Source organism: Candidatus Merdisoma sp. JLR.KK011, assembly GCF_036941125.1.
In the GTDB taxonomy this organism is placed as follows: domain Bacteria; phylum Bacillota; class Clostridia; order Lachnospirales; family Lachnospiraceae; genus Laedolimicola.
On the sequence record NZ_JAYWSZ010000003.1, the window covers coordinates 372,669 to 396,127 of the forward strand.

Here is a 23,459-nt window from a genome sequence, read left to right on the forward strand (position 1 = left end):
ATGGTTCATAAACGGAACCGTAACCGGTAATTCTATATTTAGAAAGGCTTTGATGAACGATGATTAAAAAAATAAGAGTGTTCGTGGTGGATGACTCTATCTTTTTCCGGCAGATGCTGATCAACGATCTGAAGGAGCGCAGCAATCTGGAGGTGGTGGGCTTTGCGGCCAGTGCTCTTGAGGCGCGGACAAAGATTCCAACCATAAAGCCGGATGTGATCACCATGGACGTTGAGATGCCTGGTCTTAGCGGAATTGATTTTTTGAAGGAGCTGCTGCCCAAGCATCCCATTCCGGTGATTTTGGTTTCTTCTCTGAATTTAAGTGTGTTTGACGCACTGGCCGCGGGAGCGGTGGACTTTGTGCAGAAGCCCAATATGTCCAGGGATTACAATGTCAAAAGCTTCTTTAACGTGCTGAACAGCAAGATTTATATTGCATCCAGGGCCAGGGTGAATGTAAAGCCCCAGGCGGGAGGCCGTCCCCAGGGAGGGGCTGCCGTGCCGGCGGGAGTGCCTACGGCGGCTTTCAGCTCCAACCTGTCCCAGCTGGTTCAGAATACCATGCTGATTGCCATCGGCGCCTCCACAGGCGGAACCGAGGCTACGCTGGAGGTGCTGCAGAGACTGCCGGCGGATATGCCCGGAATCGTGGTGACGCAGCATATGCCGGAGGGCTTTACCAAGATGTATGCGGAGAGGCTCAACCGTATCTGCAAGCTGGAGGTCAAGGAAGCCGAGAACGGAGACCGGGTACGCAGGGGGCTGGTGCTGATTGCTCCGGGCGGTCCTTTGCAGATGCGCGTGGAAAAGGATTTGAAGGGCTTCTATGTATCCTGCCAGCCGGGAGAGAAGGTGAACGGACACCGTCCGTCGGTGGATGTGCTCTTTTCCTCCGTGGCCAAGAAGGCTGGGAAGAGCGCTGTGGGAATCATTATGACCGGTATGGGACGCGACGGGGCCAGCGGTCTTCTGGAGATGCGCCAGGCCGGAGCCTTTACCATCGGCCAGGATAAGGAGTCCTGTGTGGTATACGGCATGCCCATGGTGGCTTATGATATCGGAGGCGTCTGTGTTCAGGCTTCCTGTACCAATATTTCCAATGTTTTGTTAAATCAGCTTCGGAAGATGTAGAATTTTACAGGGCCTGTACAGGGAATGCTCTTCGATGAGAGGATGTCTCCGGTACGGCCCTGTTTGGATTTTCGGATGTTTTGGGGATTTGGGGAAATTTTATGAACTCTTTTGTTATTTTTTTTCCGATCCGGCCGATAAATATAATAAGAAGCAGGACGTAAGTTTCTCTGAAAGGAGTTTCATGTATGAAAATAACATTAAATAATATAAATCCATACCGTATGGAAACCACCGGCCACGCAAGGACCGACGGCAAGGTTTCCACTGGGGTCAAGGGAAACTATGATGCCCTGACCATCCAGTCCAGCTCCAGACAGATTCAGGAAAAGACCTTTTCCGAAGCTCTGTCCAGACAGGTGGTATCGGATGCAAGAGGGGGAGCGCCTGCGGATAAGGTGGAGAACTTAAGACGGCAGGTGGAATCAGGAACCTATCAGATTGATCCCTATGCGATTGCGTCCCGTATGCTGGTAAGCGGGGAGGCTTTTGCCCATGCATGACTTATCGGCCTTTCGGGAATTGATCCGGCAGTTTATTGAGCTTTTTGACCGGATGCTTCCTTTGGAGCAGTCAAAGCTCGAGGTGGTAAGCCGCAATCAGGTTGCGCTGCTGGAGGATATTATTAAGAAGGAACAGGCGGAGATTATGGCTCTTCGGGGACTGGATCAGAGGCGTGAGCGGATGCAGGAGGAGCTGGGATGGAAGGATCTGACCTTCCAGGAGATTCTTCGCAGGCTTCCGGAGGAGGAACGGCCGGACATGAAGCAGCTATTTGACGAGCTGGCTGCCCGGGTTACACAGTTTCAGTCTGTAACGGAGAGTTCCAAGACCATCATGGAAGTGAATCTGCATGCTATCAATCAGATGGCAGCCAGGCAGGGGGGCGGAACAAAGACCTACAAGGAAGACGGTTCCGTGGAGGCCGGACCGGCCCACTTTACCGATCGCCGCATATAAAGGAGGATACAAAGTATGATGCGCTCAACCTTTGCCGGTTTTACCACGGCTACGCTTGCTTTGAACGCAAGCCACCGGGCCCTGGAAGTAACCGGACAGAATATTGCGAATATTAATACGCCAGGCTATACAAGACAGCGTCTGGATATCAAGAGCTTATATCTTCGGGGAGGAGAGTTCTACAATTCCAATCCCAATGCCAGAATCGGTTTTGGTGTGGAGATTACAGGAGTTTCACAGCTTCGGGATCCCTTCCTGGATATTCAGTACAGAAACCAGATGGCGAAGCTGGGCACTACCGATTCCCAGGTGGCCGGATATGAGAAGCTGGCGAATATTCTGGATGAGACGAACCAGAATGGTATTAAGAATGCTTTGAGCGATCTGACGTCACAGCTTCAGAAGCTGGCGCAGAATCCCAACAGCAAGGAATACGATTCCATGGTGCGTTCTTCCACCCAGATGCTTCTGAACCTTTTTCATCAGAATGCAACGAATCTCCAGGAGGTCCGCACGGATCTGACCAATGAGTTCCGTGATACGACCATTCCGGATGCCAATAAGATTATTCAGAATATTGCCGAGCTGAATGAGACGATTAAGAACAGTGAGATTCTGGGCAATCCGGCACTGGAGCTGAAGGATGAGCGGAACGAGCTGATTGACGAGCTGGCAAGCTACCTTCCGATTACTGTGAAGTACCGCGATCACGATCTGGGCGCGGGATTTACGGTGGAGGAGCTGGATATCTACTATACGGATGCGGACGGCACCAGCTATAAGCTGATTTCCGATAATAAAGCAGGAATGCTTTCCGCCAATGCGGACGGCCAGCCGGTGCGGCTGTTTATTACGGATGCTTACGGCAAGGGGCCGGAGGAGATTACCGACACCATCGGGGACGGCGTGCTGAAGGGAACCCTGGATATTCTGAACAAGTCCGGCGGGTTTGACGATCCGCCTACGGATGTGCGGGGGCTTGGATATTATGAGAAATCTCTGGATGCTTTGGTGAATAAGTTTGCGGAAGTGCTGAATGATTTGAATACGACAGTGTTGGATAAAGATGGGAATCCTGAATACAATACTCCGGGAGATCCAGACAGTGGGATAAAGAAGAATGGCAATGTACTGTTTGAAGCGATAGATGCTACAAAACCCATATCAGCCTCCAACATTAAGATTGCAGACGGCTGGGCCAACGGCAAATATGGTATTACTACTTCAAAGGTTGAGGTGCCTAATGCAGATGGCAAGCCGGGGACAGACGGCGAGGGCGCTACAGCCGACGAGAACGTCTTGAAGTTTGTAAAAGCGATGTCAGCGGATCAGGAGTTCTGTAAGCCGGGTTCCACAGATCCGTTCTTTAAAGGAAACTTCTACAACTGCTTTGTCAACATGGAGAATGTGCTGAACATTGATTTAAAAGCAGGCAACAGTACCCTGAAAAATAAGATTACCGTTATCAACCAGACAGCGGACTTGAAGGATTCCATATCCGGCGTGTCTCTGGATGAGGAAGGAATCAACCTGCTCCACTATCAGCAGTCCTACTCGGCGGCGGCCAGACTGATGACCACCCTGGATGAGGCCCTGGATAAGCTGATCAACGGAACCGGAGTAGTAGGACGATAGTTAGGAGGAGATCACAGTGAGAATAACGACAAGCGCATTAATTCGGAATTATAAGTCGAATTTAAATAATTCTATTACGAATCTGAATACGGCCCGTACAAGGGTAATGACACATCGGAAGTTTAACAAGGGTTATGAGGATCCCACCGGAGTAGTGAGAGAGTCTGCTCTTAACTGGAAGTATGCCAGGAATCAGGATTATATCGATGCTATTGACGACGCTCAGTCCTTCCAGAACGCCCAGGAGGATGCCATTACACAGATTAACACCCAGGCCCGGTTCTTAAGCAAGAAGTACGGACTGGAGGCCATGAACGGCACCAACTGGACTCATGACGTGCGTAAGTCTTACGCCCAGGCATTTCGACAAGCTCAGGAATCTATGACCATGAGTATGAATGCCAGCTATGGCGATAAGTTTGCCTTCGGCGGAGCTGCGGGAGATAAGCCGCCCTTTGAGCTTCGTACAGAGGCGGATGGCTCGAAGAAGCTTTACTATCGTGGAGTGGATGTGAGCACGACTAATGCGGATGAATTGGAAAAGTTAAAGAAGATGGCAAACGAACAGGTATATACAGATCTGGGCTTTGGCTTGACTATGGAAGGAAACGATGTAGTGAATTCCAGCGCCTTCAATACTTCCCTTCCGGGTATCAACGTAGTGGGCTATGGAACTGATGGCAACGGCAACAGCAAAAACCTGATTGAGCTGGCCGGCAAGATAGCAGATGTTCTAGAGAAGGAAGATTTTGATACGGAGGAGTATAAGGAGCTTCTGAATGCTTTCGACGACGCCAGAGGACTTCTCGCCGATAATTTAACTACCATCGGTACAAGAACCAATTTCCTTGAGAACACCAAGGGCAGACTGGAGGATCAGCAGATCAACCTGACTGAGCAGTTCGACAATGTAGTCAACGTAGATATGGCGGAAGCAATCACAGAATTCTCCTGGGCGCAATATGCATACAATGCAGCCTTGAAGATAGGAACGAACATTCTTACACCGTCCTTTATTGACTTTATGAATTAACAGAGGGCAGCGGAGGGCTGGATAATAAGCAATAGAATGAATTTTACATGGTTTGGAGGGGAAGCATGGTATGAAGCAGTTAATTAATATCACAACCGTACCGATTCAGTATGAGTTGAAGATACAGAATGCACGTATGCAGTATAAGAATGCAACTGCTGAGGTGGAGATTAGCCGGGATAAGGGTGGCATGACCATCAAAAGCCGGCCGGTAAAATTGAATATTGATTCTTTTGAGGCGCGGAACTCAGTAGTTCCCACCCCTGCCACCAGCTTAAAACAGACGGCGCAGAAGGGACAGCAGTCCGCTTATGAGGCAACGGCCCAGCTGGCCCAGGAAGGGCATTTGATGCTGAAGGCAAAGATAGGGGAGGATGTGCTGGGACAGATTTTTGCCAGCAGGAATCCGCAGCCTACGGGAGAATTTGAGCTTGGCTTTACACCTTCCGCACCAGTGGAGCTGGACTACCAGGCTGGAGATCTGATCATCAATTATCAGATGGATAAGCTGAATTTTGACATGAAGGTTGCCAACGGAAACTTTGAATTCGTTCCCGGCGACATCGAGCTTTCCATCACACAGCATCCGGAGGTAAGGATTGAGTATATTGGCGGCCCCATCTATGTTCCGCCAAGTTCTGATCCCAATTTTGAACCGTTAGATGTAAGGGCTTAGCAATAAGCCCTTTTTCCTTTATAAAAATTTCCTTTTTTTGACAGGAAAGAAGAATCCCTTAAGATTGGACGAAGTCTTTACGGAGGTCATAGATGAAGATTAACAACAAATATTTTGGAGAAATTGAGTACACAGACCGGGAAACCATTCATTTTCCGGAAGGGCTGTTTGGATTCGAGGAACAGAAAAGTTTTCTTCCCATTCCTTTTGACGAGGGGTCAGACGCCTTGATCTGCCTGCAGTCCCTGGATGAGGAGGCGTTGAGCTTTATCCTTTTGAACCCCTTTTACTTTTTTACCGATTACGATCCAAAGATCTCAGAGGCAGACAGGAGCGCGATTGGCTCCCCGGCGGAAGAGGACATTTCCTACTATGTGATTGGCGTGATCCGGGAGCAGGCTGCTGACAGTACGGCAAACTTGAAAGCGCCTATTGCCGTAAATGCAAAAACCCGGGATGCCCGGCAGATTATCCTGGATGATCCGGCCTACACTTTCCGCCATGCCTTAGGTGAGCAGAAGGGGAGGGAGGAGTAAGATGCTGATTTTACAACGAAAAAAGAATGAATCTGTCATCATAGGAGAAAATATAGAGGTTACGGTTCTGGAGATTGGCATGGACTGGATCAAGCTGGCCTTTGACGCCCCAAAGGATGTGTCCATCCTCCGCAAAGAGCTGGCAGAAGCAGCCAGCGTGAACCGTGAGGCAGCAAAAACCGGCCCTTGCGCACTGGACGCGGTGAAGAAGATAATGAAAAAGGAAGAGAAGTAACACACTAAAAATTCTCGTCAGCCTGCTGAGAGAATTTTGGAAAAATTTAGGGACTGTTAGGAGATATTGGATGATATTTTTGAAAAATTTAGTCCATTATGACCGGCGGTCTCTCATTTTTGCCTGTTTTCTTGAGATGCTTGGGAAAAATCTCTTAATCTCACGGCAAATTTCCAGAAATAATTGTGACCCATGCCGCGCCGGATTGGTTGACAATTTTTATGGATTCATATATTATAGAAGCTGTATGGGCCTTTTTGTCCTTTAAATGGAGAAATTTGTCTCTAAAGGGCAATTGGGCAAATGGTATTCCTTATCTGTGGCGAAAAAATCTCTCATAGACAGAGGAAAAGAAACATAGCTTAATAAAGAATATCAAGTCAAAGCCTTGAATGAAGAGGCATCCTTTCAGATGAAGATATTCAAGACTATAGCAAAGGAAAGAGGCATATATGGAGTTTAATCAGACCGCCCGGCTGAATCCGTATCTTATGGGCGCAGGCGGACAGCAGGGCATACATACGGTTTATGAAAACAATGCAGCATCATCCAGGACAAAAGGCGCAAGCTTCCAGGACAGCGTGAAGAGCGCTCTGCAGACTACCGAGAGCATGGAGAACATCTTCCAGGAGGCGGCACAGCTCTATGGACTGGATGTCAACTTTTTGAAGGCCATCGGGAAGGCAGAATCCGGCTTCAATCCTCAGGCAGTCTCCTCTGCAGGCGCACAGGGCGTGATGCAGCTGATGCCTGCCACAGCCCGTTCCTTAGGCGTGGAAGACAGCTTTGACGCCCGCAGCAATATCATGGGAGGCGCCAAGTATATCGCCGGTCTTCTGGAGCGTTACCAGGGCAATAAGGCTCTGGCTTTAAGCGCTTACAACGCCGGCAGCGGCAACGTTGACAAGTACGGCGGTATTCCGCCTTTTCAAGAGACTCAGAATTATGTGCAGAAGGTGCTTTCTTATGCAGGGGAGGATATGGACTTAAGCGGAGTTCTCACTACAGGAGCCGCCGGAAGCAGCGCCTATCAGTCAGCCATTGAGCTTCTCTCCCAGCTGGCGGCCGGGACAGGCAGCACGGGACTTACCTTCAGTCAGGAGGACGCCCAATACATGGTAGAGATGATGCGTCTAAAGATGGAAACCATGTTTAATGCGAATGTGTTCTCCGACGAGGAGGACAGTGCAGGAGACTCTCTTTTATAAGAAAATGCGGTTTTAAAACGGCCGAAGCTAGTAATCATAACGACGTTTAATAGAACCGAAAACGTCAAATAAAATCTGTAATTGTGAAAAAATTCCGAGAATTTTTTGTTGAAAAATAGCGGAAAAAGCAGTAAAATGTTGAATGAGATAGTTTTATAGTGGGAAGAAATGCGTCCGGCAGATACCGGTACAGCGGAAGGGAAGATTAATTATGAATCTGATGTTTGGAAATTCCATTTCCATGACCTCAAAATCCTTAGACTTCTTGTGGGCAAAGCAGCTTACCATTGCTCACAATCTATCCAATGTGGACACCCCCGGTTACAAGTCCAAGTATGTAACTTTCGAGGATGAATATCAAAACCGTCTGAAGCTTGCGAGAGCGGCGGGGAATGCCTCCCGTACACGCAGCATCATAGAGAACTCCTCTTATACGATAAACGAGACAGAGAGTTCCGCCCGTCTGGATGACAATAATGTGAATGCCGACTCCGAGGAAGTGGAGATGGCAAGGGCCCAGCTTCAGTATCAGTATGTGCTGAATGCCATGAACAGCGATTTCACCAGGTTAAGGGGCGTTATCAGAGGCCAGTAAGCAGGAGGAACCCCGAAGAGGGCTGTGACATAACATAGATTAGAAAAAAGGATGAGAAGCTTATATGAGTGATATGTTTATAACACCAATGACACCCGTCAACTTTATGCAGGGAGTGAACGGTACAGCCGGCGTATCCGATGTGCTGGGAACCTTCGGTACCTTTGGAACACTCGGAGGCGTGGAAAAGCTTGATGAGGAAGAGACCTCCCTGTTCGGCAGTATTTTCGGAGATATGATCAACAGCGTAGCGGAGCTGGAGGACAATTATATGAAGCAGCAGTACCTCCTTTCCACCGGACAGCTGGACGATCCCCATTCGGTGCCGATTGCCGGATCAGAGCTTCAGCTTGCTACGGATCTGCTGGTGCAGATGCGCAATAAGGCTCTGGAGGCCTACAATTCACTGATTACCATATCCATGTAAGGTTCTTCTGGATAGAAACGTTAAGTACATCTTCTTGGGTGCAATGATTTACACGTACAGGCAGATGTATTTTGCGTGTAGTAAGAAGAATGCTTTGGACGGCATCTTGTGAGAAGCGCATATTGTCAGAGAATATATTGTAAGTTTAGAGAATTCCACAGATTAACATAGAAGGGAAAAGAAACGACCATGAATGTAAAAGAACGGTTAGAACAGTTAAAGGCGGTTGTTTCTAAACTGGAGAGCAGGACAAAAAAGATTATACTGGCCGGTGTTGGAGGCCTGATCGTTTTTTCCATTGTGATAGCCCTGCTTCTGAACAGAAACAGTGGTTATGAGGTCTTGTTTTCCGGACTGAACGCAGAAGAGGCCCAGGAGATTATGGGCAAGCTCCAGGAATCGGAGATTGATTACCAATATTCCGAGAACGGGGTCATCCGGGTTCCGGAGAAGATACTGGATCAGACAAGGGCAAGCCTGGCTTTCGAGGGCTATCCAAAGAGCGGCTTCGGCTATCAGGTATATACCGAGAATGCAGGTCTGATGACCACAGACACCGACAAGGACCGCTATGCCCTGTATGACCTGCAGGAACGGATTGCAGCTACCATACGGGTGATTGACGGGGTACAGGACGCCAAGGTAACCATTGCCCTGGGTGAGCAGCGGAAATACGTGCTTACAGAAGATGCGCTGAACGAAACCACAGGCCACGTTATGCTGACCATGGAGAACGGCGCTTCTCCCAGTATCGAGCAGGCCAAAGCAGTTCAGCTTCTGGTAGCCTCCGGCGTACCGGGGCTGGAAGCAGAGAATGTGGTAGTCGTTGACAGCGCCACAGGAAATGAGATCAACACTGCGGAGGACGAACAGAGCGGCCTGACCAGCAAGGATACGGACGAGATTGCAAGAATGGTGGAGGATCAGATTTGCGAGAAGGTGCTCCATGTACTGATTCCTTTCTATGGGGAGGAAAACATCTACGTTTCCGCCAAGGCCCAGATTAATATGCAGACCCTGCTCCGTGAGACCATTACATACACAACGCCGGATAAGATCAACCAGGACGATAAGACAGGAATCGTTTCCCATGACCAGGGAACCATCGAGATCTCCGGCACCAAGGACGCGGTAGAAGGCGGCGTTGCCGGAGCCGAGACCAATGCAGACACCCCGGTGTACGATACGGGAGCCGAGGAGGACGGAGTGGAGGGCTATGGAGCCCGAAGCTGGGACAAAGAGTTTCTGGTAAATCAGATTAAGGAACAGGGGCAGATAACCCCGGGCGCTCTGGAGGATCTGACCGTTTCCGTAGCGGTGAACGGCGACAGCTACGGCAGTCTCACAGTAGGAGACCTCCGGTCTCTGGTGGGAAATGCGGCAGGAATTGCAGAGATTGACTGGAACAGTAAGATTTCCGTTGTAAGCGGTCCCTTCTATCAGGATACCTTCCAGCCGGAAGAGCCTGAGGAAGAGGGAGGCGTCTTCAGTCAGATGGTTTCCAGCCCGCTCTTCTATATCCTGCTGGTAGTTGTGCTGGTACTGCTGGTTGTAGCCATTGTCCTGCTTGTGCTGAACAGCAAGCGTAAGAAGAAAAAGGCAGCGGAGGAAGCGGCAGCGGCAGAAGGCGATGCGGCAGCAATACTGGAACAGATGCCGAGCTTTGACTTTAATAAAGAGATTCTTGATTTCCAGAACGACAGAGGCATGGAGTTAAAGCAGAATATCCGTGACTTTACGGAGGAGAATCCTGAGATATCCGCCCAGTTACTGAAAACCTGGCTGAACGGTGGGGGAGGCGAGTAACCATGAGCAGTGAAATGATAGAAGAGATCACCCCGGAACAGAAAGCGGCGGCGGTTGTTGTTTCCATGGGAGCAGACAAAGCATCCTTGATCTATAAGCATTTGAGCGAGGACGACATTGAGAAGCTCACCCTGGAGGTAGCGAAGCTCAAGCATCTGGAGGCGGATCAGACAGCCGAAATTCTGGATGAGTTCTATAAGTCCTGTATGACCCAGAAGGTAGTGACGGACGGCGGAATGGAGTACGCCCGTTCCGTGCTGGAGAAGGCCTTCGGCGAGTCCACGGCCCAGCAGCTTCTGGAGCGCGTGACCAAGTTTTTGAAGGTCCGGCCCTTTGAGTTTATAAGGAAATCCGATCCCAAGAACCTATATACCTTTCTGGCCCATGAGCGGCCCCAGACCATTGCGCTTGTGCTGTCCTATGCGGATGCAGACCAGGCGGCCGGCGTTATCAGCAACCTGCCAAAGGACGTGTCCATTCAGGTTGTAGAGTGTATCGCCCGGCTGGAAAGCGTGTCCCCGGAGGCCATTAAGATTGTGGAAAGCCAGCTTCGGAGACGGTTCGAGAACATTATGACCACCGACTACACGGCTATCGGCGGTATTGATTACATTGCGGACGTTATGAACAATATGGACCGCAGCAACGAGAAGTTTATTTTTGACGAACTGGCTAAGCGTGATGAAGAGCTTACTGAGACCATCCGCAAGAAGATGTTCGTATTCGAAGATATCCTCAGTCTTGACAACCGTTCCATTCAGAGATTTATCCGGGACTGCGATGTCAAGGATCTGGTATACGCCCTCAAGGGCAGCGACGAGAATGTCCGGCAGGTTATCTTTGCCAACATGTCCGGACGTATGGCGGAAAGTATCCAGTCCGACCTGGAGATTACGGTCAACGTGCTTCGGAAGGATGTGGAGGAAGCCCAGCAGAGAATCGTTGGCGTTATCCGGCGACTGGAGGCGGCCGGAGAGCTGATTATCGTTAAGGGCGGAAAGGATGAGATCATTGTCTAGGGTAGTCAAAGGCAAAAAAGCCATCAATGTGACGGAGATGTATCAGTTCTTCTCGGACTTCGCACTGGAGGAAGAGAAGGAGGAAGGGCCCGAGACAGAAGAGGAAGCGGCCCTCCGGGAGGCAAAAGAGAGCGCCCGGAAGGCGGAGGAAGAAGAGGAAGCCCGTATCCGGGCTGAGAAAGAGGCGGCTGAAAAGGAGCGGGCCAGCGAGATACTGGCAGAGGCCCGCAGGGAAGCGGATCAGATCCTGGAGGAGGCCAGAACCCAGGCGGAGCTTCTTCGGGAGCAGGCCTACGAGGAGGGCCACCAGGAAGGCGTAAAAGCCGGCGTGGAGGAAGCCCAGCTAAAATGTAAGGCTTTGTATGAGGAGGAGGTTGAGAGCTTCCGAAAGGAAGCCTCCGACTTTATGGATACCATCCGCCGGGAAAAAAGCATGGTCATGGAGAAATACCTGGACGATCTGAAACGGACCGTCCTGACCATAGCGGAAAAGGTCATCCATATCAGCCTTAAGTCCAGCGAGAATGTGATTCACCGCATGATCCTTGCGGCCACCGATAAGCTGAAAAAGACGGAATGGGCGAAGATCTATATTACCAAATGCGGTACGGAGATTTCCATGAACACCGATGTAGAATTCCTAAACGCTCTGTCCCATCTGTCGGACAATGTTAAGATTGTAGCCATGGACAGCGACGAGGAGGGCATCTGCATTATCGAGCTGCCCGATGAAATCATAGACGCCAGCGTCAGCACACAGCTTGAGAATATCAAGGATATTCTGAATAATGCCCGTGTGTAGAGGGTGAGAGTGTGTCCGTCCCCTGTAGGACGGCCCTTTCGCAGATTAGGGAAAAGGAGAGGAAGAGTGCATGTTTGCAGAGCTGCCCAATCTGATTGCCAATGCTGAGACTGTCAGCTACATAGGAAAAATCGAAAACATCGTGGGAATGGCCATGGAAGCGTCGGGAAACCGGGCCAGTATCGGGGACATTGCCATGATTTACAACGAGGATAAGAAAAGGCAGATTCCTGTTGAGGTGGTGGGCTTTAAGGACGGCAGAAGCCAGCTGATGGCCTACGAGAATATGAGCGGTATATCTGCAGGCAGCTTTGTGCGCAACACAAGAAAGCGTCTCAAGATACCGGTGGGAGAGTTCCTTCGGGGCCGTATCATAGACGCTCTGGGAAATCCCATGGATGATTTGGGACCTTTTGAGTCCCAGCAGCATTATTATGTAGAGAACCCCTATATCAATCCGCTGACCCGTCCGCCTATTACGGATACCCTGGAGTTCGGCATTAAGGCCATAGACGGTCTGAACACGGTGGGAAAGGGGCAGAGAATCGGGATCTTCGCCGGCAGCGGTGTGGGAAAGAGCACCTTGCTGGGCATGATAGCGAGAAATGTTAAGGCGGATATCAATGTAATTGCCCTGGTGGGAGAGCGGGGCCGCGAGGTTCGGGAGTTTATAGAGAAGGATCTGGGGCCCGAAGGGCTTAAGCGATCGATACTCGTTGTAGCTACCTCCGATCAGCCGGCCATGCTGCGGATGAAATGCCCCCTTGTGGCAACCACCATTGCAGAGTATTTCAAGGACCAGGGGAAGGACGTCCTGCTGATGATGGATTCCCTGACCCGGTTTGCCATGGCCCAGAGAGAGATAGGGCTTGCTACCGGAGAGCCGCCGGTGGCAAGAGGCTATACGCCGTCCATCTATGCAGAGTTTCCGAAGCTTCTGGAGCGGAGCGGAAAGTTTGAGAAGGGTTCCATTACCGGAATCTACACAGTGCTGGTGGAGGGCGACGACACCAACGAGCCCATTGCCGATACGGTCCGGGGTATTTTGGACGGACATATCGTGCTTTCCAGGAAGCTTGCCAATGAGAACCATTTTCCGGCCATCGACATCGGAGCCAGCATCTCCCGTCTGATGGTGAATATTGTTCCGGAGGAGCATCAGAGGCTGGCGGCTAAGATGCGGGATCTGCTGAGTATCTACAATAAGAATGAGGACTTGATCTCCATCGGAGCCTACAAGGCGGGAACCAATCCGAGGCTTGATACGGCGGTGGGGAAGATCGACGCAGTCAATGAATATCTGATGCAGCGGATTGCGGATAATTTTTCCATTGAGGAAGATTTGGCAGAGATGCGGAAGATTCTGGCGTAGAGAAGCTTTGAAGTATACAGGCTTTGCAGGTTTCACATATCTGCCGGAGGGCATAAGGTGAAATAGGAGTGCAGGATGTAAGCTATGAAGAAATTTTACTTTGCACTGGACACGGTGCTGAATTATAAAGAACAGGTTCTTGAGAACCTACAGGCGGAACACGCACAGATTATTGCAGAGCGTGTGGAGTGCGAACGAGGAATAGAGGCTCTGGAACAGGAGCAGAGGGAATGCATGGTGCAGATGGAGGAAAAGAAAACCTTCGGAATCAGTATCACGGATATGCAGACCTATGATCGCTTCCTCACCAGCCTTAGAAAAAAGATTGAGCGTGAGCGTGAGCGCCTGGCAGAGATTCTTCTGCGGGAGGAGCGCAAGCGCGGGCAGGTAGTGGAAGCCCGGAAGGAAACAGCTTCTATCACGAAGCTGAAGGATAAGAAGCGCGCACAGTACGACAAAGAGGTGCAGAAGGCCGACGAGCAGTTTATCGACGAATTCGTATCCAACAAGCGTGCTGTGGCAAGGGCGTAGCCGGCCGATTGTCTAAGGACAGCGGCGTGAAGGTGCGTAATACTGTAAGCCGTCCTATTTCGGCAGGCAGTTTACGATAGAGACACAGGGCCGGGAACACAAAGGTGTCTTCCGAAAATCCCGGTGTCACAATAAAAAATAAAGAAAGGAGGGGAAGACCATGGGAAATGCAGCCATTAAGGGTGCAGATATGGCGTCAGCCATGACAGGAAAGGTGAATGCAGGCGTAAAGAGCCAGGCAGCCCGGCAGGCAGAGCAGACAGACGACGGTTTCCAGAAGCTTCTGGACAGCAAGTCCAAGGAGGAGACCGGAACCAAGGAGACAGACAGCGGCAAGAAGGATGAAGACGGCAAGGAAGTCACCAAGGATGAGGCTCCGAAGAAGCCGGACGGCCAGGAAGAGACGGAAGAAACTACAGTTTTGGCAGACAGCACGGCTCTGGAGCAGGTGCAGGCGGCATTGTTATTCGGAATCCAGCCGGAGGCAGTGACACAGGAAGCCGTTCCGGAGGAGATAACAGAGCTGGTTGTAGAGACGGGAGCAGTTCCGGTGGAGGAGACGGCTCCGGTTCCGATGACAGAGCCTACAGCAAAGCAGCCGGTGCAGACCGTTACCGAGGAGCCGGGAATTCCCGAGGAAGCGCTTGCGGCCGATGTGAAGCCGGAACAGGCAGTACTGCAAAAAGAGGATACTTCCGAACAGCCGGAGGCAGAAATCACCATGGCGAAGCCAAAGGAGGCCCCAAAGACAGAAGTGAAGGAGGAGCCGAAGGCAGAAGCAAAACCGGAGCAGCCCTTAGAGAGCACACGCCAGGAGACACAGCCCCTGGAGCGGACACCGGTTACAAAGGAGGTTCCCACAGAGCATGTACGCGTGGCACAGCCGGAGGAGATTCCGGAGAAGGTTTTGAACCAGCTTCTGGTGAAGAGCACGGCAGGCATCAAGGAATTTGAGATTCAGCTTGAGCCCTACGACCTTGGGAAGATCATTATCAAGGCAGCTTTCGGGAAGGAGCACACCAGTATATCCATTCTGTGTACCGAGCAGAAGACCATGGAGCTGATGGCAAAGAATGCCAGAGAGCTCGGGGCCATTATGGAGGAGAATCTGGGAACGCCCACGACCATTATGGTAGAGGATAAGGAAGCCAGCTATCTGGAGCAGCAGAAGCAGAACCAGGAAGGCAGCGGCGGTAACCAGGATCAAGAGGGCAAGTCCGGAAAACAGGACGAAAAGAACCAGGAAAAAGAGGGAATGGATTTCCTTCAGCAGCTTCGGCTGGGATTGATTTAAAAAAGCATATGCAGATGAAAGGAGTGAAAGAGAATGGCAGAGACAACAGGAGTAGACGGCACAACAAGAGTGAATCTTGCGGATACTTATGTGAGAAAGGATGTGCAGCCCAATAACAGCGCCTTATCCATGGATGACTTCTGGAAGCTTTTGGCGGCGCAGCTTCGTTACCAGGATTCCAGCAATCCCATGAGCAACAGTGAGATGATGGGCCAGCTTGTGCAGATGGGTACGATGAGCGCAATGGACAATATGTCCACGACCATTACAGATGCTATGAACAGCCTGTCCCAGATTTCGTTATCCTCCTATGCAACCGGGCTTTTGGGAAAAGAGATTACGGTGGCGGACGTGGATAAGGACGGAAAGCTGGTGGGCGAGACTACGGGCAAGGTAGAAGGTATCGCTCTTACAGGTACGAATCCATACATTTTTGTGAATGGAAAGCAGTATTCGTTAAGCCATATTGTATCGATGGGTACGGTTCCCAAGAAGGAAGAGGAAGACGGGGACAAGGACGATACTGCGACAGAGGATACAGACAAGGAAGAGGGCAGCGGGGACAACAGTACCGAGGCTGTCTAGGCGAAGCTCATAAGCTTAAGCTATGAGGGGGAAAGGCGGTGGAAAACATGCTGCAGAAATTAAATCAGACCGTCAGCGTCCAGCAGCTTCGGCTGGAGCATGAACAGCATTCTTCCATTGGCAGGGAGCAGGGAGCCGGATTCGGGGCATTACTCCAGAATGCGATGGAGGACAGCCAGAATATACGGTTTTCCAAGCACGCAGCGGCCCGTGTGGAGCAGAGAGGCATTGAGGTGACAGACAGTCTCCTTAAGGATCTGAACCAGGCAGTGGGCAAGGCCAGGGAAAAGGGTGCAAAGGATGTGGTAGTCATTGGCCAGCAGGGTGCATTCATTGTGAATATACCGAACAATGTAGTGGTCACAACCATGACGAGCCAGGAAATGAAGCAGAATATTTTTACCAATATTGACAGCGCTGTTCTATTGTAAGCCGGACCATTTATGGAGGTTTGTTCCACAGGCAGAAGCCCTGGCGGAGAGAATAGCGAAAGAATAGCAAGTAAGGAAGGAACGATATCAAATGGTTAAATCAATGTTTGCAGGTGTGTCTGGTCTGAAAGCACATCAGCGTAAAATGGATGTAATCGGCAATAACATTGCAAATGTAAATACCTGGGGTTACAAGGCATACAGCTTTAACTTCCAGGACTCTATCTATAGCACTTCGGTACGAAGCTCCGGCGGCGAAACTACCGCAGGCGCATACGGCGGACGGAACCCCTCCCAGGTTGGTTACGGTTCCGCTATGTCGTCCATCAGCTTCCAGTATACCACGGGAGCTCCGTCGCCTACGGATAACGATCTGGACTGTATGATCGACGGAACAGGACTCTTCCTGGTAGGCGGAATGGTGAATGGACAGCTTACGGCGGACAGTATTAAGAATTCTGGTCTGTATTTAAGCCGTGTGGGTATCTTTTCCGTGGATAACAATGGTTATCTGGTGGACGATCAGAAGAATTATGTGTATGGATATGCCTTGAAAGATGGCACGGGTGTTCCGGAAATTACCGCACTTCCGTATACGACTTCGGGAACGGCTAATGTTAAGGTTGATCCTCCCGGAGCAGATGGGAAGTATACGGTTACAATTTTGGGCTATTCAGTAAAAACAACTGCGAAAGATTTGAACGGTCAGGTTCAGGCATGGCTTAATAAAGTTACAAAAAATCCAGAAAAGAAGGCAGACGGTACAATTGATGATACAACGGGAGGACCCTTATCAAATTGCACAATTGCCAATAATGGTGTAAGCGAAGTTAATGGTGCTAAGACCGTAAAATTGACTATTACAACAAAGGAAATGGGTGCAAAAGCTGCAATCAATCCGTTAGCAAAATATGATAATAATGCGGACACAGGTGTTGCTGGTAAGTGGGATACAGCAGATATGGATACTTGGGTACCAACAGAAGGCCGAGATTTTGTAGCCGGAATTCCAGCAGAATTCAACGAGGATTTGTCCCCAATCCAGATTCCTTATGATCCCTACACAGGCGCCCAGTACAACCTCCAAAGCTACAGCATCAGCGACAACGGAGTTATTACCGGTATCGATACCCAGAACCGTCCCATCACTTTAGGACAGTTAGCCATCGTAGCCGTAGAGAACCCCAACGGTATGGAGAAGACCAACGGCTACTACTTCCAGTTAGGCGACAACGCCGGCGGCGTAGAAGTTGTAAAACCCGGCTCCGGAGCCGCAGGCTTTATCCGCAGCAAGTACTTAGAGATGCCAAACGTAGACCTGGCCAACGAGTTCTCCAATATGATCACCACTCAGAGAGGCTTCCAGGCTAACTCCAAGATCATCACCGTTACCGACGAGATGCTCCAGGAGCTTGTAAACATGAAGCGTTAGTTGAAACTGTAAACATAATTTTTGCTGTAAATCAAGTCTTTAAAAACTGTTTTCCCCCGGAGCCTTCCGGCTCCGGGGCAAAGCAGACAGAACCCTTACACAGGCGCTGTTCCAGGAACGGACAGTTATCAATTCGGTATCGGTCGCAGAACAAACCGAAAAAGAAATCGCGACAAGGAGAGGGAGAATACCCATGGTTATATTGACAAAGCTGAATGATCAGCGTATTGTAATCAACGAGGATCAAGTAGAGTGCATTGATTTAATTCCGGAGTCCAAGGTTATTATGATGAACGGCCGCTTTCATGTGGTGAAGGAAACACCGGAGGAGATTATCCAAAAGACCATCGAATACAAGGGAGCTATCAGCGGCATCCGTACAAATAAAGTCAGCATAGAAGCGTAAGAGGAGAGATAAAAAATGGATTTGTCAACAATTATCGGAATTGTGCTTGGTTTTGCCTTGATTGTATGGGGAATCAAGATCCCACAGCTTCCCAATTTCTGGGATCCGCAGAGTTTGGCTCTGACCCTGGGCGGCACTGTTGCAGCAGTTGTGGCCAGCTTCCCCTTCAGTCAGCTGAAAAGAATGGGAAGTCATTTCAAGATTCTGGTTCAGGGAGGCCGTTACAACTACGGCGCTTTGATTGAGCAGATGGTAGAGATGGCACAGCTCGCCAGACAGAACGGTCTTCTTTCCCTGGAGGAAAAGGCCAACGAGATCGACGATCCCTTCTTCAAGGAGGGCTTGATGCTTGTAGTAGACGCCACAGAAGAGGAAGAGCTCCGGGCGCGTCTCCAGAATGAGCTTGATAATATGGCAGATCGTCACGATGCAGGCGTAGCTATCTACGAGAAGGCCGCCGGCTATGCACCGGCCTTCGGTATGATCGGTACTTTGGTAGGTCTGGTAAACATGTTGAAGAACATGAATGTGGATGAAGGAGGGGCAAGTTCCCTGGGTGCGGATATGTCTGTGGCTCTGGTTACTACCTTCTACGGCTGTATTATAGCAAACCTTTTGATGTCTCCCATAGCCAAGAAGCTGCGTATCCGCAACGACGAGGAGATGCAGTACCGTATGATTATGATGGAAGGTATCATCTCCATCCAGGCCGGTGACAATCCAAAACTCCTTCGGGAGAAGCTTCTCTCCAATCTGGATCAGAAAACCCAGGCTAAGCTTCGTGACGGCGCCGGAGAAGGCGGCGGCGACGAAGGCGGCGGAAAGAAGAAGAAGGAAAAGAAGTCCAAAAAATAAGGATTCAAAAAGGCCGGGCCTTTGGGCACGGACCGGAAATAAGGTGAGGATATGGCAAGAAAGCAAAAAGCGCCGGAGGAAGGCGCAAGCTGGATGGACACTTACGGCGACATGGTGACGCTGCTTTTGTGTTTCTTCGTACTTCTCTACTCCATTTCCACCGTAGACGCCATGAAGTGGGAGCTGGTGGTAAAGAGCTTTAATCCCAAGGCGGATGAGGTCTCCCAGATTGTTATGGAGACGGAGATGAATGAAGAGGGTATGGAGGTTCCCGGCGGAACGGATGTACCCTTGGATGAGATTGAGGACTTTGAAGATCTCTATTATATGCTCCAGGAAGCCATTGCGGAGAACAATCTGGAAGGCGAAGTGGAATTGGAAAAGGGTGAGGGCTATACATTTATCAATTTTCGTGATAATATCTTTTTTGACGGAGACAGCGCTGTCTTAAAGGATCAGGGAAAAGGAATTCTGGATGCCTTTATCAATGCCCTCAACAGCGTAAGCAGTACCATCGGGGAGATCCAGGTGTTGGGACACACCTCCCAGGCCGATCCGGAACGGCCCAACAATCCGGTGAATGACCGGGTGCTCTCCAGTGAGCGTGCGGCCCGTGTGGCGGCTTATATCCATCAGAACAGCCTGGTGGATCCGAAGAAGATCATTGCTATCGGCTATGGACAGCATCGTCCGATTGCCGGCTTTGACACCTCCGAGGAGAGAGCCAAGAACCGTCGTGTGGAAATTTTAATAACGAAGGACGATGCAGTTGTGCAAAGTCTCGAAGAGTATTATAATGAGATCTATGATACCACAGACACAGAATAAGCAAAGGTGGGGAAAAGATGGCAGAGGTATTATCACAAAGCCAGATTGACGCACTGCTGAACTCTATGCAGAGCGGCGGCGGTGCGGAGGAGAAAAAAGAAGAAAAGCCAGAAATAAAATACAAAAAATATGATTTCTACAGCCCAAAGAAGTATACCAAAGACAGGCTTAAGATGCTTCGGACCATCTATGACAACTATGCCAGAATCGCTTCTTCTCAGATCAACGGCCTTTTTAAGGTGGCCAGCGAGGTAGAGGTCATCGGCGTGGAGGAACAGAGATATTACGAGTTCGGCAACGCTTTAAGCGATACGGACGTGCTGACCATTGCCAAGGTAAAGCTCCAGGGTGAGGTGCAGAAGGTTCCCATGCTTTTACATATTACACCGACGATTATGATTTCCATGATTGATCGGATGATCGGCGGAATGGGGACAGACAGTGTGCCTATGTCCTATGTCTACACGGACATCGAGTATGCGCTGTATCAGCGTATCATCCGCTATTTCCTGAATATCAACCATGATGTGTGGAACAGCAACGTGGGCCTGGAGGTAGAGTTCGATCGTCTGGAGGAGAACCCCAGTATGTACCAGGGAGTCAGCGTGGACGAGGCCGTAGTAATCATTATGCTTGAGATTAAGATGCAGGGCTTGAGCGGCGTCTTAAATGTCTGTATTCCCGGAACCTTGATGTCAGATATCTTTGAAGTTATTGACAAGACGAAGCATCTGGCAGATGTGGATGATGCGGGCGTCCGTCAGAGCGACAGAGACGATATTCTGGACAGCATCCGCAATTCTGAGCTGGATGTCATGGCACAGCTTGGAATTGCAAGACTGAGCCTGGATGATGTATACAACTTCCAGGTGGGCGATGTGATTAATCTGAATAAGCCCAAGGATTCCGATGTTACACTCCATATAGCGGGCCAGCCGTGGTTTGTGGGCCAGTTGGGTGTTCATAATAAAAATATGGCGGTAAAAATCCAAGATCGCGTGGAGGAAGAATAAGGCTCTCACGCAACAAGATTATGAAAAAGAAAGAGGTATGAGAAATGGCAAAGATTATGTTAGTTGACGACGCTGCGTTTATGCGGATGATGGTGAAGGACGCGCTCACGAAGGCAGGCTATACGGATCTGATTGAGGCACAGGACGGCGCAGAGGCTGTAGAAAAGTTTAATGCAGAGAATCCGGATCTGGTGTTTATGGATATCACCATGCCCAATAAGGACGGCCTGGAGGCGCTCAAGGAGATTAAGGCGGCTCATCCCAATGCAAACATTGTAATGTGTTCCGCTATGGGCCAGGAGGCTATGGTTATCGAGGCTATCAAGTCAGGGGCCAAGGACTTTATCGTAAAGCCCTTTAAGCCGGATCGTATTCTGGCAACAGCTGAAAAAATTCTTTCCTAGGAGGACGCCATGTCTTTTTTGAGTGCATTCAACATCTGTGCTTCCGGTCTTACGGCACAGAGGAAGCGGCTTGACGTGGCTTCCGAGAATATCGCAAATATTGAGACCACACGGACAGAGTCCGGAGAACCGTATCGGAGAAAGATGGTAGTGCTCCAGGAGATTGGGGACAATTCTTCTTTCCGTTCCCATCTGGCAAAGGCGTCCCAGCTTCAGAACGGAAACCGGGGCGGCGTGCGGGTGGCTGAGATTGTGGAGGACCAGAGAGATTTGATCCCGGTTTACAATCCGGAGCATCCGGATGCGGACGAGGACGGTTATGTTCAGATGCCCAATGTGGACTGGGTGAAGGAGACCATCGACGGCATGTCCGCAACCCGATCCTACGAGGCGAATATTACGGCCTTCAATGCAATTAAGCTGATGGCCCAGAAGGCACTGGAGATTGGAAAATAACATGTGAAGGCTAATATTCACAAAAGGAGCGAAGGGAAATTATGAGTTCTGAGGTTTTAAGCGCATTGGAAATCGATGCGATAGGTGAAATACTAAATATCAGCTTAGGATCATCCGCTACCGCAATCTCAAATCTTTTGGGCACCCGGGTAGATATCACAACCCCTGTGGTAAAGGTTGTTACCAAGGAAGAGTTTGAGATGGGCCGGATCGAGCCCGCAGTAGGTGTAGAGATTACCTATGTGGCCGGTCTGGAGGGAAGCAACGTCATGCTTCTTAAGCGCCACGATGTGAAGGTCATTGTGGAGATGATGATGGGCTTTGAGGTGTCGGATGAGGATTTTGTCTTAGACGAGATCAACATCAGCGCGGTCTGTGAGGTTATGAATCAGATGATGGGAGCCTCCGCCACGGCGCTTTCGGAGTTTTTCGGGAAAATGGTGAATATTTCCACACCTGTTTCCTTTGAGCTGAAGAATGAACAGGAATTTATTGAGAAATACTTTACGGATGACAGCCCCTGGGTTGTGGTATCCTTTATTTTGAAGATTGCAGATAAGTTAGAGAGCGAATTCTTTAACGTGATGCCTATGAATCTGGCGAAAAGTCTGGTAAAGGGCTTTCTGCCTGAGGATTATGATGCTGCGCCAGCACCGGAACCAGCCCCGGCAGCTCCGGCTCCTGCACCTGCGTCCTCCGGCGGAGTACTGTCCCAGGAGGAGATCGAGCGTCTCTTAAACGGCGGCGGAGCTGCGGAAGAACCAGCGCCCGCACCGACTCCGGCAGCCCCGGCTCCTGCACCTGCGTCTTCCGGCGGAGTACTGTCCCAGGAGGAGATTGAGCGTCTCTTAAGCGGCGGCGGAGCTGCGGAAGAACCAGCGCCTGCACCGGCTCCGGCAGCCCCGGCCCCTGCGCCTGCAGCGGCGCCCGTACAGCCGGCACCTGTTCCGGCAGCACCTGCAGCAGCGCCTGTTCAGGCAGCGGCAAGTCCTGAGGTTGCTCAGATGATGCAGATGCAGATGCAGATGATGCAGCAGATGATGCAGCAGATGATGACTATGCAGCAGCCCCAGAAGAAGGAGGCTCCTGCGCCCAAGACCATCAACGTACAGCCTACGGTACAGAAGAATCTGCACCAGGATACGGTACTGGATGATGAGCAGGAGGAGAACATGGAACTGATCATGGGTGTGCCCCTTGACATTTCCGTGGAGATTGGAAGAACCCAGAAGCGTGTAAGAGACATTTTAGAGTTTACCAAGGGATCTCTCATTGTGCTTGATAAGCTTGCAGGCGAGCAGGTGGATCTGTTTGTAAACGGCCGCTGTATCGCCAAGGGTGATGTGGTGGTAGTGGAGGATAATTTCGGTATCCGTATTACGGAGATCATGAAGCCCAATATCTTGAGCCTCGAGTAAGGAAGGACAGAACAGTTATGCCAGGAGTTTTTACCGGATTCGTAACCTTTCTGATGGCAGCAGTGATTATTTATCTCAGTTATCTGTGCAGTAAGTATATGGGAAAAGGAATGGTGCGTACCAGCAGATCCCGGTATATGCGTATGCTGGATCAGATGATTGTGGGACAGAATCGTACCCTGGCGGTGGTTCAGGCAGGCGATCGTTATCTGCTTCTGGGCGTGGGCCCGGAGCGGATCGACATGCTGCTGGAGCTTTCCGAGGAGGAGCTCATCCCCATTGGGGGAGAGGACGGAGAACAGACGGTGGATTTTGGCCGGCTTCTGTCCAAGATCGGGCGGAAAAAGGACGAGGAGTAAGGATGCAGCT

28 protein-coding genes are annotated in these 23,459 nt (G+C 50.3%); all 28 read left to right on the forward strand.

The features are described from left to right. Positions 1-59 precede the first annotated feature (59 nt). The 28 genes from VV089_RS02740 (at position 60) to VV089_RS02875 (ending at position 23,449) form a co-directional block, all read left to right on the forward strand. A complete protein-coding gene (locus tag VV089_RS02740; protein ID WP_334334871.1) occupies positions 60-1,133 on the forward strand; it encodes a protein-glutamate methylesterase/protein-glutamine glutaminase in 1,074 nt (357 codons plus the stop codon). Between the two features lie 188 nt (positions 1,134-1,321). Further along, entirely contained in the window at positions 1,322-1,636 is a 315-nt protein-coding gene (locus tag VV089_RS02745; RefSeq protein ID WP_172540700.1) for a flagellar biosynthesis anti-sigma factor FlgM, read from the forward strand. Continuing rightward, positions 1,629-2,093, forward strand: coding sequence for a flagellar export chaperone FlgN (gene flgN, locus VV089_RS02750; RefSeq protein WP_172540701.1), 465 nt, complete (start codon positions 1,629-1,631; stop codon positions 2,091-2,093). Before VV089_RS02745 ends, flgN begins: the two co-directional genes overlap by 8 nt. Before the next feature lie 15 nt (positions 2,094-2,108). After that, complete coding sequence (gene flgK / locus VV089_RS02755) at positions 2,109-3,728, forward strand: flagellar hook-associated protein FlgK (RefSeq protein WP_334334872.1); 1,620 nt, start codon at positions 2,109-2,111, stop codon at positions 3,726-3,728. Between the two features lie 16 nt (positions 3,729-3,744). Then, positions 3,745-4,761 carry a flagellin N-terminal helical domain-containing protein gene (locus VV089_RS02760; RefSeq protein ID WP_172540703.1) on the forward strand — a complete coding sequence of 339 codons (1,017 nt, stop codon included), beginning with the start codon at positions 3,745-3,747 and terminating at the stop codon, positions 4,759-4,761. A gap of 70 nt (positions 4,762-4,831) precedes the next feature. Beyond that, positions 4,832-5,437 carry a DUF6470 family protein gene (locus tag VV089_RS02765; protein WP_334334873.1) on the forward strand — a complete coding sequence of 202 codons (606 nt, stop codon included), beginning with the start codon at positions 4,832-4,834 and terminating at the stop codon, positions 5,435-5,437. Between the two features lie 92 nt (positions 5,438-5,529). Further along, entirely contained in the window at positions 5,530-5,973 is a 444-nt protein-coding gene (gene fliW, locus VV089_RS02770; protein WP_172540705.1) for a flagellar assembly protein FliW, read from the forward strand. A 1-nt stretch (position 5,974) separates the two neighbouring features. Beyond that, entirely contained in the window at positions 5,975-6,208 is a 234-nt protein-coding gene (locus tag VV089_RS02775; protein WP_172540706.1) for a carbon storage regulator, read from the forward strand. 452 nt (positions 6,209-6,660) lie between these two features. Beyond that, positions 6,661-7,416 carry a lytic transglycosylase domain-containing protein gene (locus VV089_RS02780; protein ID WP_334334874.1) on the forward strand — a complete coding sequence of 252 codons (756 nt, stop codon included), beginning with the start codon at positions 6,661-6,663 and terminating at the stop codon, positions 7,414-7,416. Positions 7,417-7,627: 211 nt separating this feature from the next. Continuing rightward, positions 7,628-8,011 (forward strand): flagellar basal body rod protein FlgB, encoded by a 384-nt coding sequence (gene flgB, locus VV089_RS02785; RefSeq protein ID WP_172540707.1) that lies wholly within the window; start codon positions 7,628-7,630, stop codon positions 8,009-8,011. A gap of 64 nt (positions 8,012-8,075) precedes the next feature. After that, on the forward strand, positions 8,076-8,438 hold the full coding sequence (locus tag VV089_RS02790) for a flagellar hook-basal body complex protein FliE (protein WP_334334875.1): 363 nt from the start codon (positions 8,076-8,078) through the stop codon (positions 8,436-8,438). Between the two features lie 189 nt (positions 8,439-8,627). After that, entirely contained in the window at positions 8,628-10,244 is a 1,617-nt protein-coding gene (fliF, locus tag VV089_RS02795; RefSeq protein WP_334334876.1) for a flagellar basal-body MS-ring/collar protein FliF, read from the forward strand. 2 nt (positions 10,245-10,246) lie between these two features. Continuing rightward, a complete protein-coding gene (gene fliG, locus VV089_RS02800; protein WP_334334877.1) occupies positions 10,247-11,263 on the forward strand; it encodes a flagellar motor switch protein FliG in 1,017 nt (338 codons plus the stop codon). After that, complete coding sequence (locus tag VV089_RS02805) at positions 11,247-12,065, forward strand: hypothetical protein (protein ID WP_172540709.1); 819 nt, start codon at positions 11,247-11,249, stop codon at positions 12,063-12,065. Before fliG ends, VV089_RS02805 begins: the two co-directional genes overlap by 17 nt. Before the next feature lie 70 nt (positions 12,066-12,135). Beyond that, positions 12,136-13,437 carry a flagellar protein export ATPase FliI gene (gene fliI, locus VV089_RS02810; RefSeq protein ID WP_334334878.1) on the forward strand — a complete coding sequence of 434 codons (1,302 nt, stop codon included), beginning with the start codon at positions 12,136-12,138 and terminating at the stop codon, positions 13,435-13,437. 84 nt (positions 13,438-13,521) lie between these two features. Further along, positions 13,522-13,968, forward strand: a complete 447-nt coding sequence (gene fliJ, locus VV089_RS02815) for a flagellar export protein FliJ (RefSeq protein WP_334334879.1) — start codon at positions 13,522-13,524, stop codon at positions 13,966-13,968. Positions 13,969-14,128: 160 nt separating this feature from the next. Beyond that, entirely contained in the window at positions 14,129-15,262 is a 1,134-nt protein-coding gene (locus VV089_RS02820; RefSeq protein WP_334334880.1) for a hypothetical protein, read from the forward strand. A gap of 33 nt (positions 15,263-15,295) precedes the next feature. Beyond that, positions 15,296-15,847: a flagellar hook capping FlgD N-terminal domain-containing protein gene (locus VV089_RS02825; protein ID WP_172540713.1), complete on the forward strand. Its 552-nt coding sequence runs from the start codon at positions 15,296-15,298 to the stop codon at positions 15,845-15,847. Positions 15,848-15,894: 47 nt separating this feature from the next. Beyond that, positions 15,895-16,278: a TIGR02530 family flagellar biosynthesis protein gene (locus VV089_RS02830; RefSeq protein ID WP_172540714.1), complete on the forward strand. Its 384-nt coding sequence runs from the start codon at positions 15,895-15,897 to the stop codon at positions 16,276-16,278. A 91-nt stretch (positions 16,279-16,369) separates the two neighbouring features. Then, positions 16,370-17,710 carry a flagellar hook-basal body complex protein gene (locus tag VV089_RS02835; RefSeq protein WP_334334881.1) on the forward strand — a complete coding sequence of 447 codons (1,341 nt, stop codon included), beginning with the start codon at positions 16,370-16,372 and terminating at the stop codon, positions 17,708-17,710. A gap of 193 nt (positions 17,711-17,903) precedes the next feature. Continuing rightward, positions 17,904-18,116: a flagellar FlbD family protein gene (locus VV089_RS02840; protein ID WP_172540716.1), complete on the forward strand. Its 213-nt coding sequence runs from the start codon at positions 17,904-17,906 to the stop codon at positions 18,114-18,116. Positions 18,117-18,131: 15 nt separating this feature from the next. Further along, a complete protein-coding gene (locus VV089_RS02845) occupies positions 18,132-18,971 on the forward strand; it encodes a motility protein A (protein WP_172540717.1) in 840 nt (279 codons plus the stop codon). A 51-nt stretch (positions 18,972-19,022) separates the two neighbouring features. Next, positions 19,023-19,799 (forward strand): OmpA/MotB family protein, encoded by a 777-nt coding sequence (locus VV089_RS02850; protein ID WP_334334882.1) that lies wholly within the window; start codon positions 19,023-19,025, stop codon positions 19,797-19,799. A 17-nt stretch (positions 19,800-19,816) separates the two neighbouring features. Further along, positions 19,817-20,812: a flagellar motor switch protein FliM gene (locus VV089_RS02855; protein WP_172540719.1), complete on the forward strand. Its 996-nt coding sequence runs from the start codon at positions 19,817-19,819 to the stop codon at positions 20,810-20,812. A gap of 44 nt (positions 20,813-20,856) precedes the next feature. Further along, positions 20,857-21,216 (forward strand): response regulator, encoded by a 360-nt coding sequence (locus tag VV089_RS02860; RefSeq protein WP_160564382.1) that lies wholly within the window; start codon positions 20,857-20,859, stop codon positions 21,214-21,216. Between the two features lie 9 nt (positions 21,217-21,225). Then, entirely contained in the window at positions 21,226-21,672 is a 447-nt protein-coding gene (gene flgC / locus VV089_RS02865) for a flagellar basal body rod protein FlgC (protein ID WP_160564384.1), read from the forward strand. Between the two features lie 41 nt (positions 21,673-21,713). After that, entirely contained in the window at positions 21,714-23,090 is a 1,377-nt protein-coding gene (fliN, locus tag VV089_RS02870; RefSeq protein WP_172540720.1) for a flagellar motor switch protein FliN, read from the forward strand. Between the two features lie 17 nt (positions 23,091-23,107). After that, a complete protein-coding gene (locus VV089_RS02875) occupies positions 23,108-23,449 on the forward strand; it encodes a flagellar biosynthetic protein FliO (RefSeq protein ID WP_172540721.1) in 342 nt (113 codons plus the stop codon). Positions 23,450-23,459: the final 10 nt, after the last annotated feature.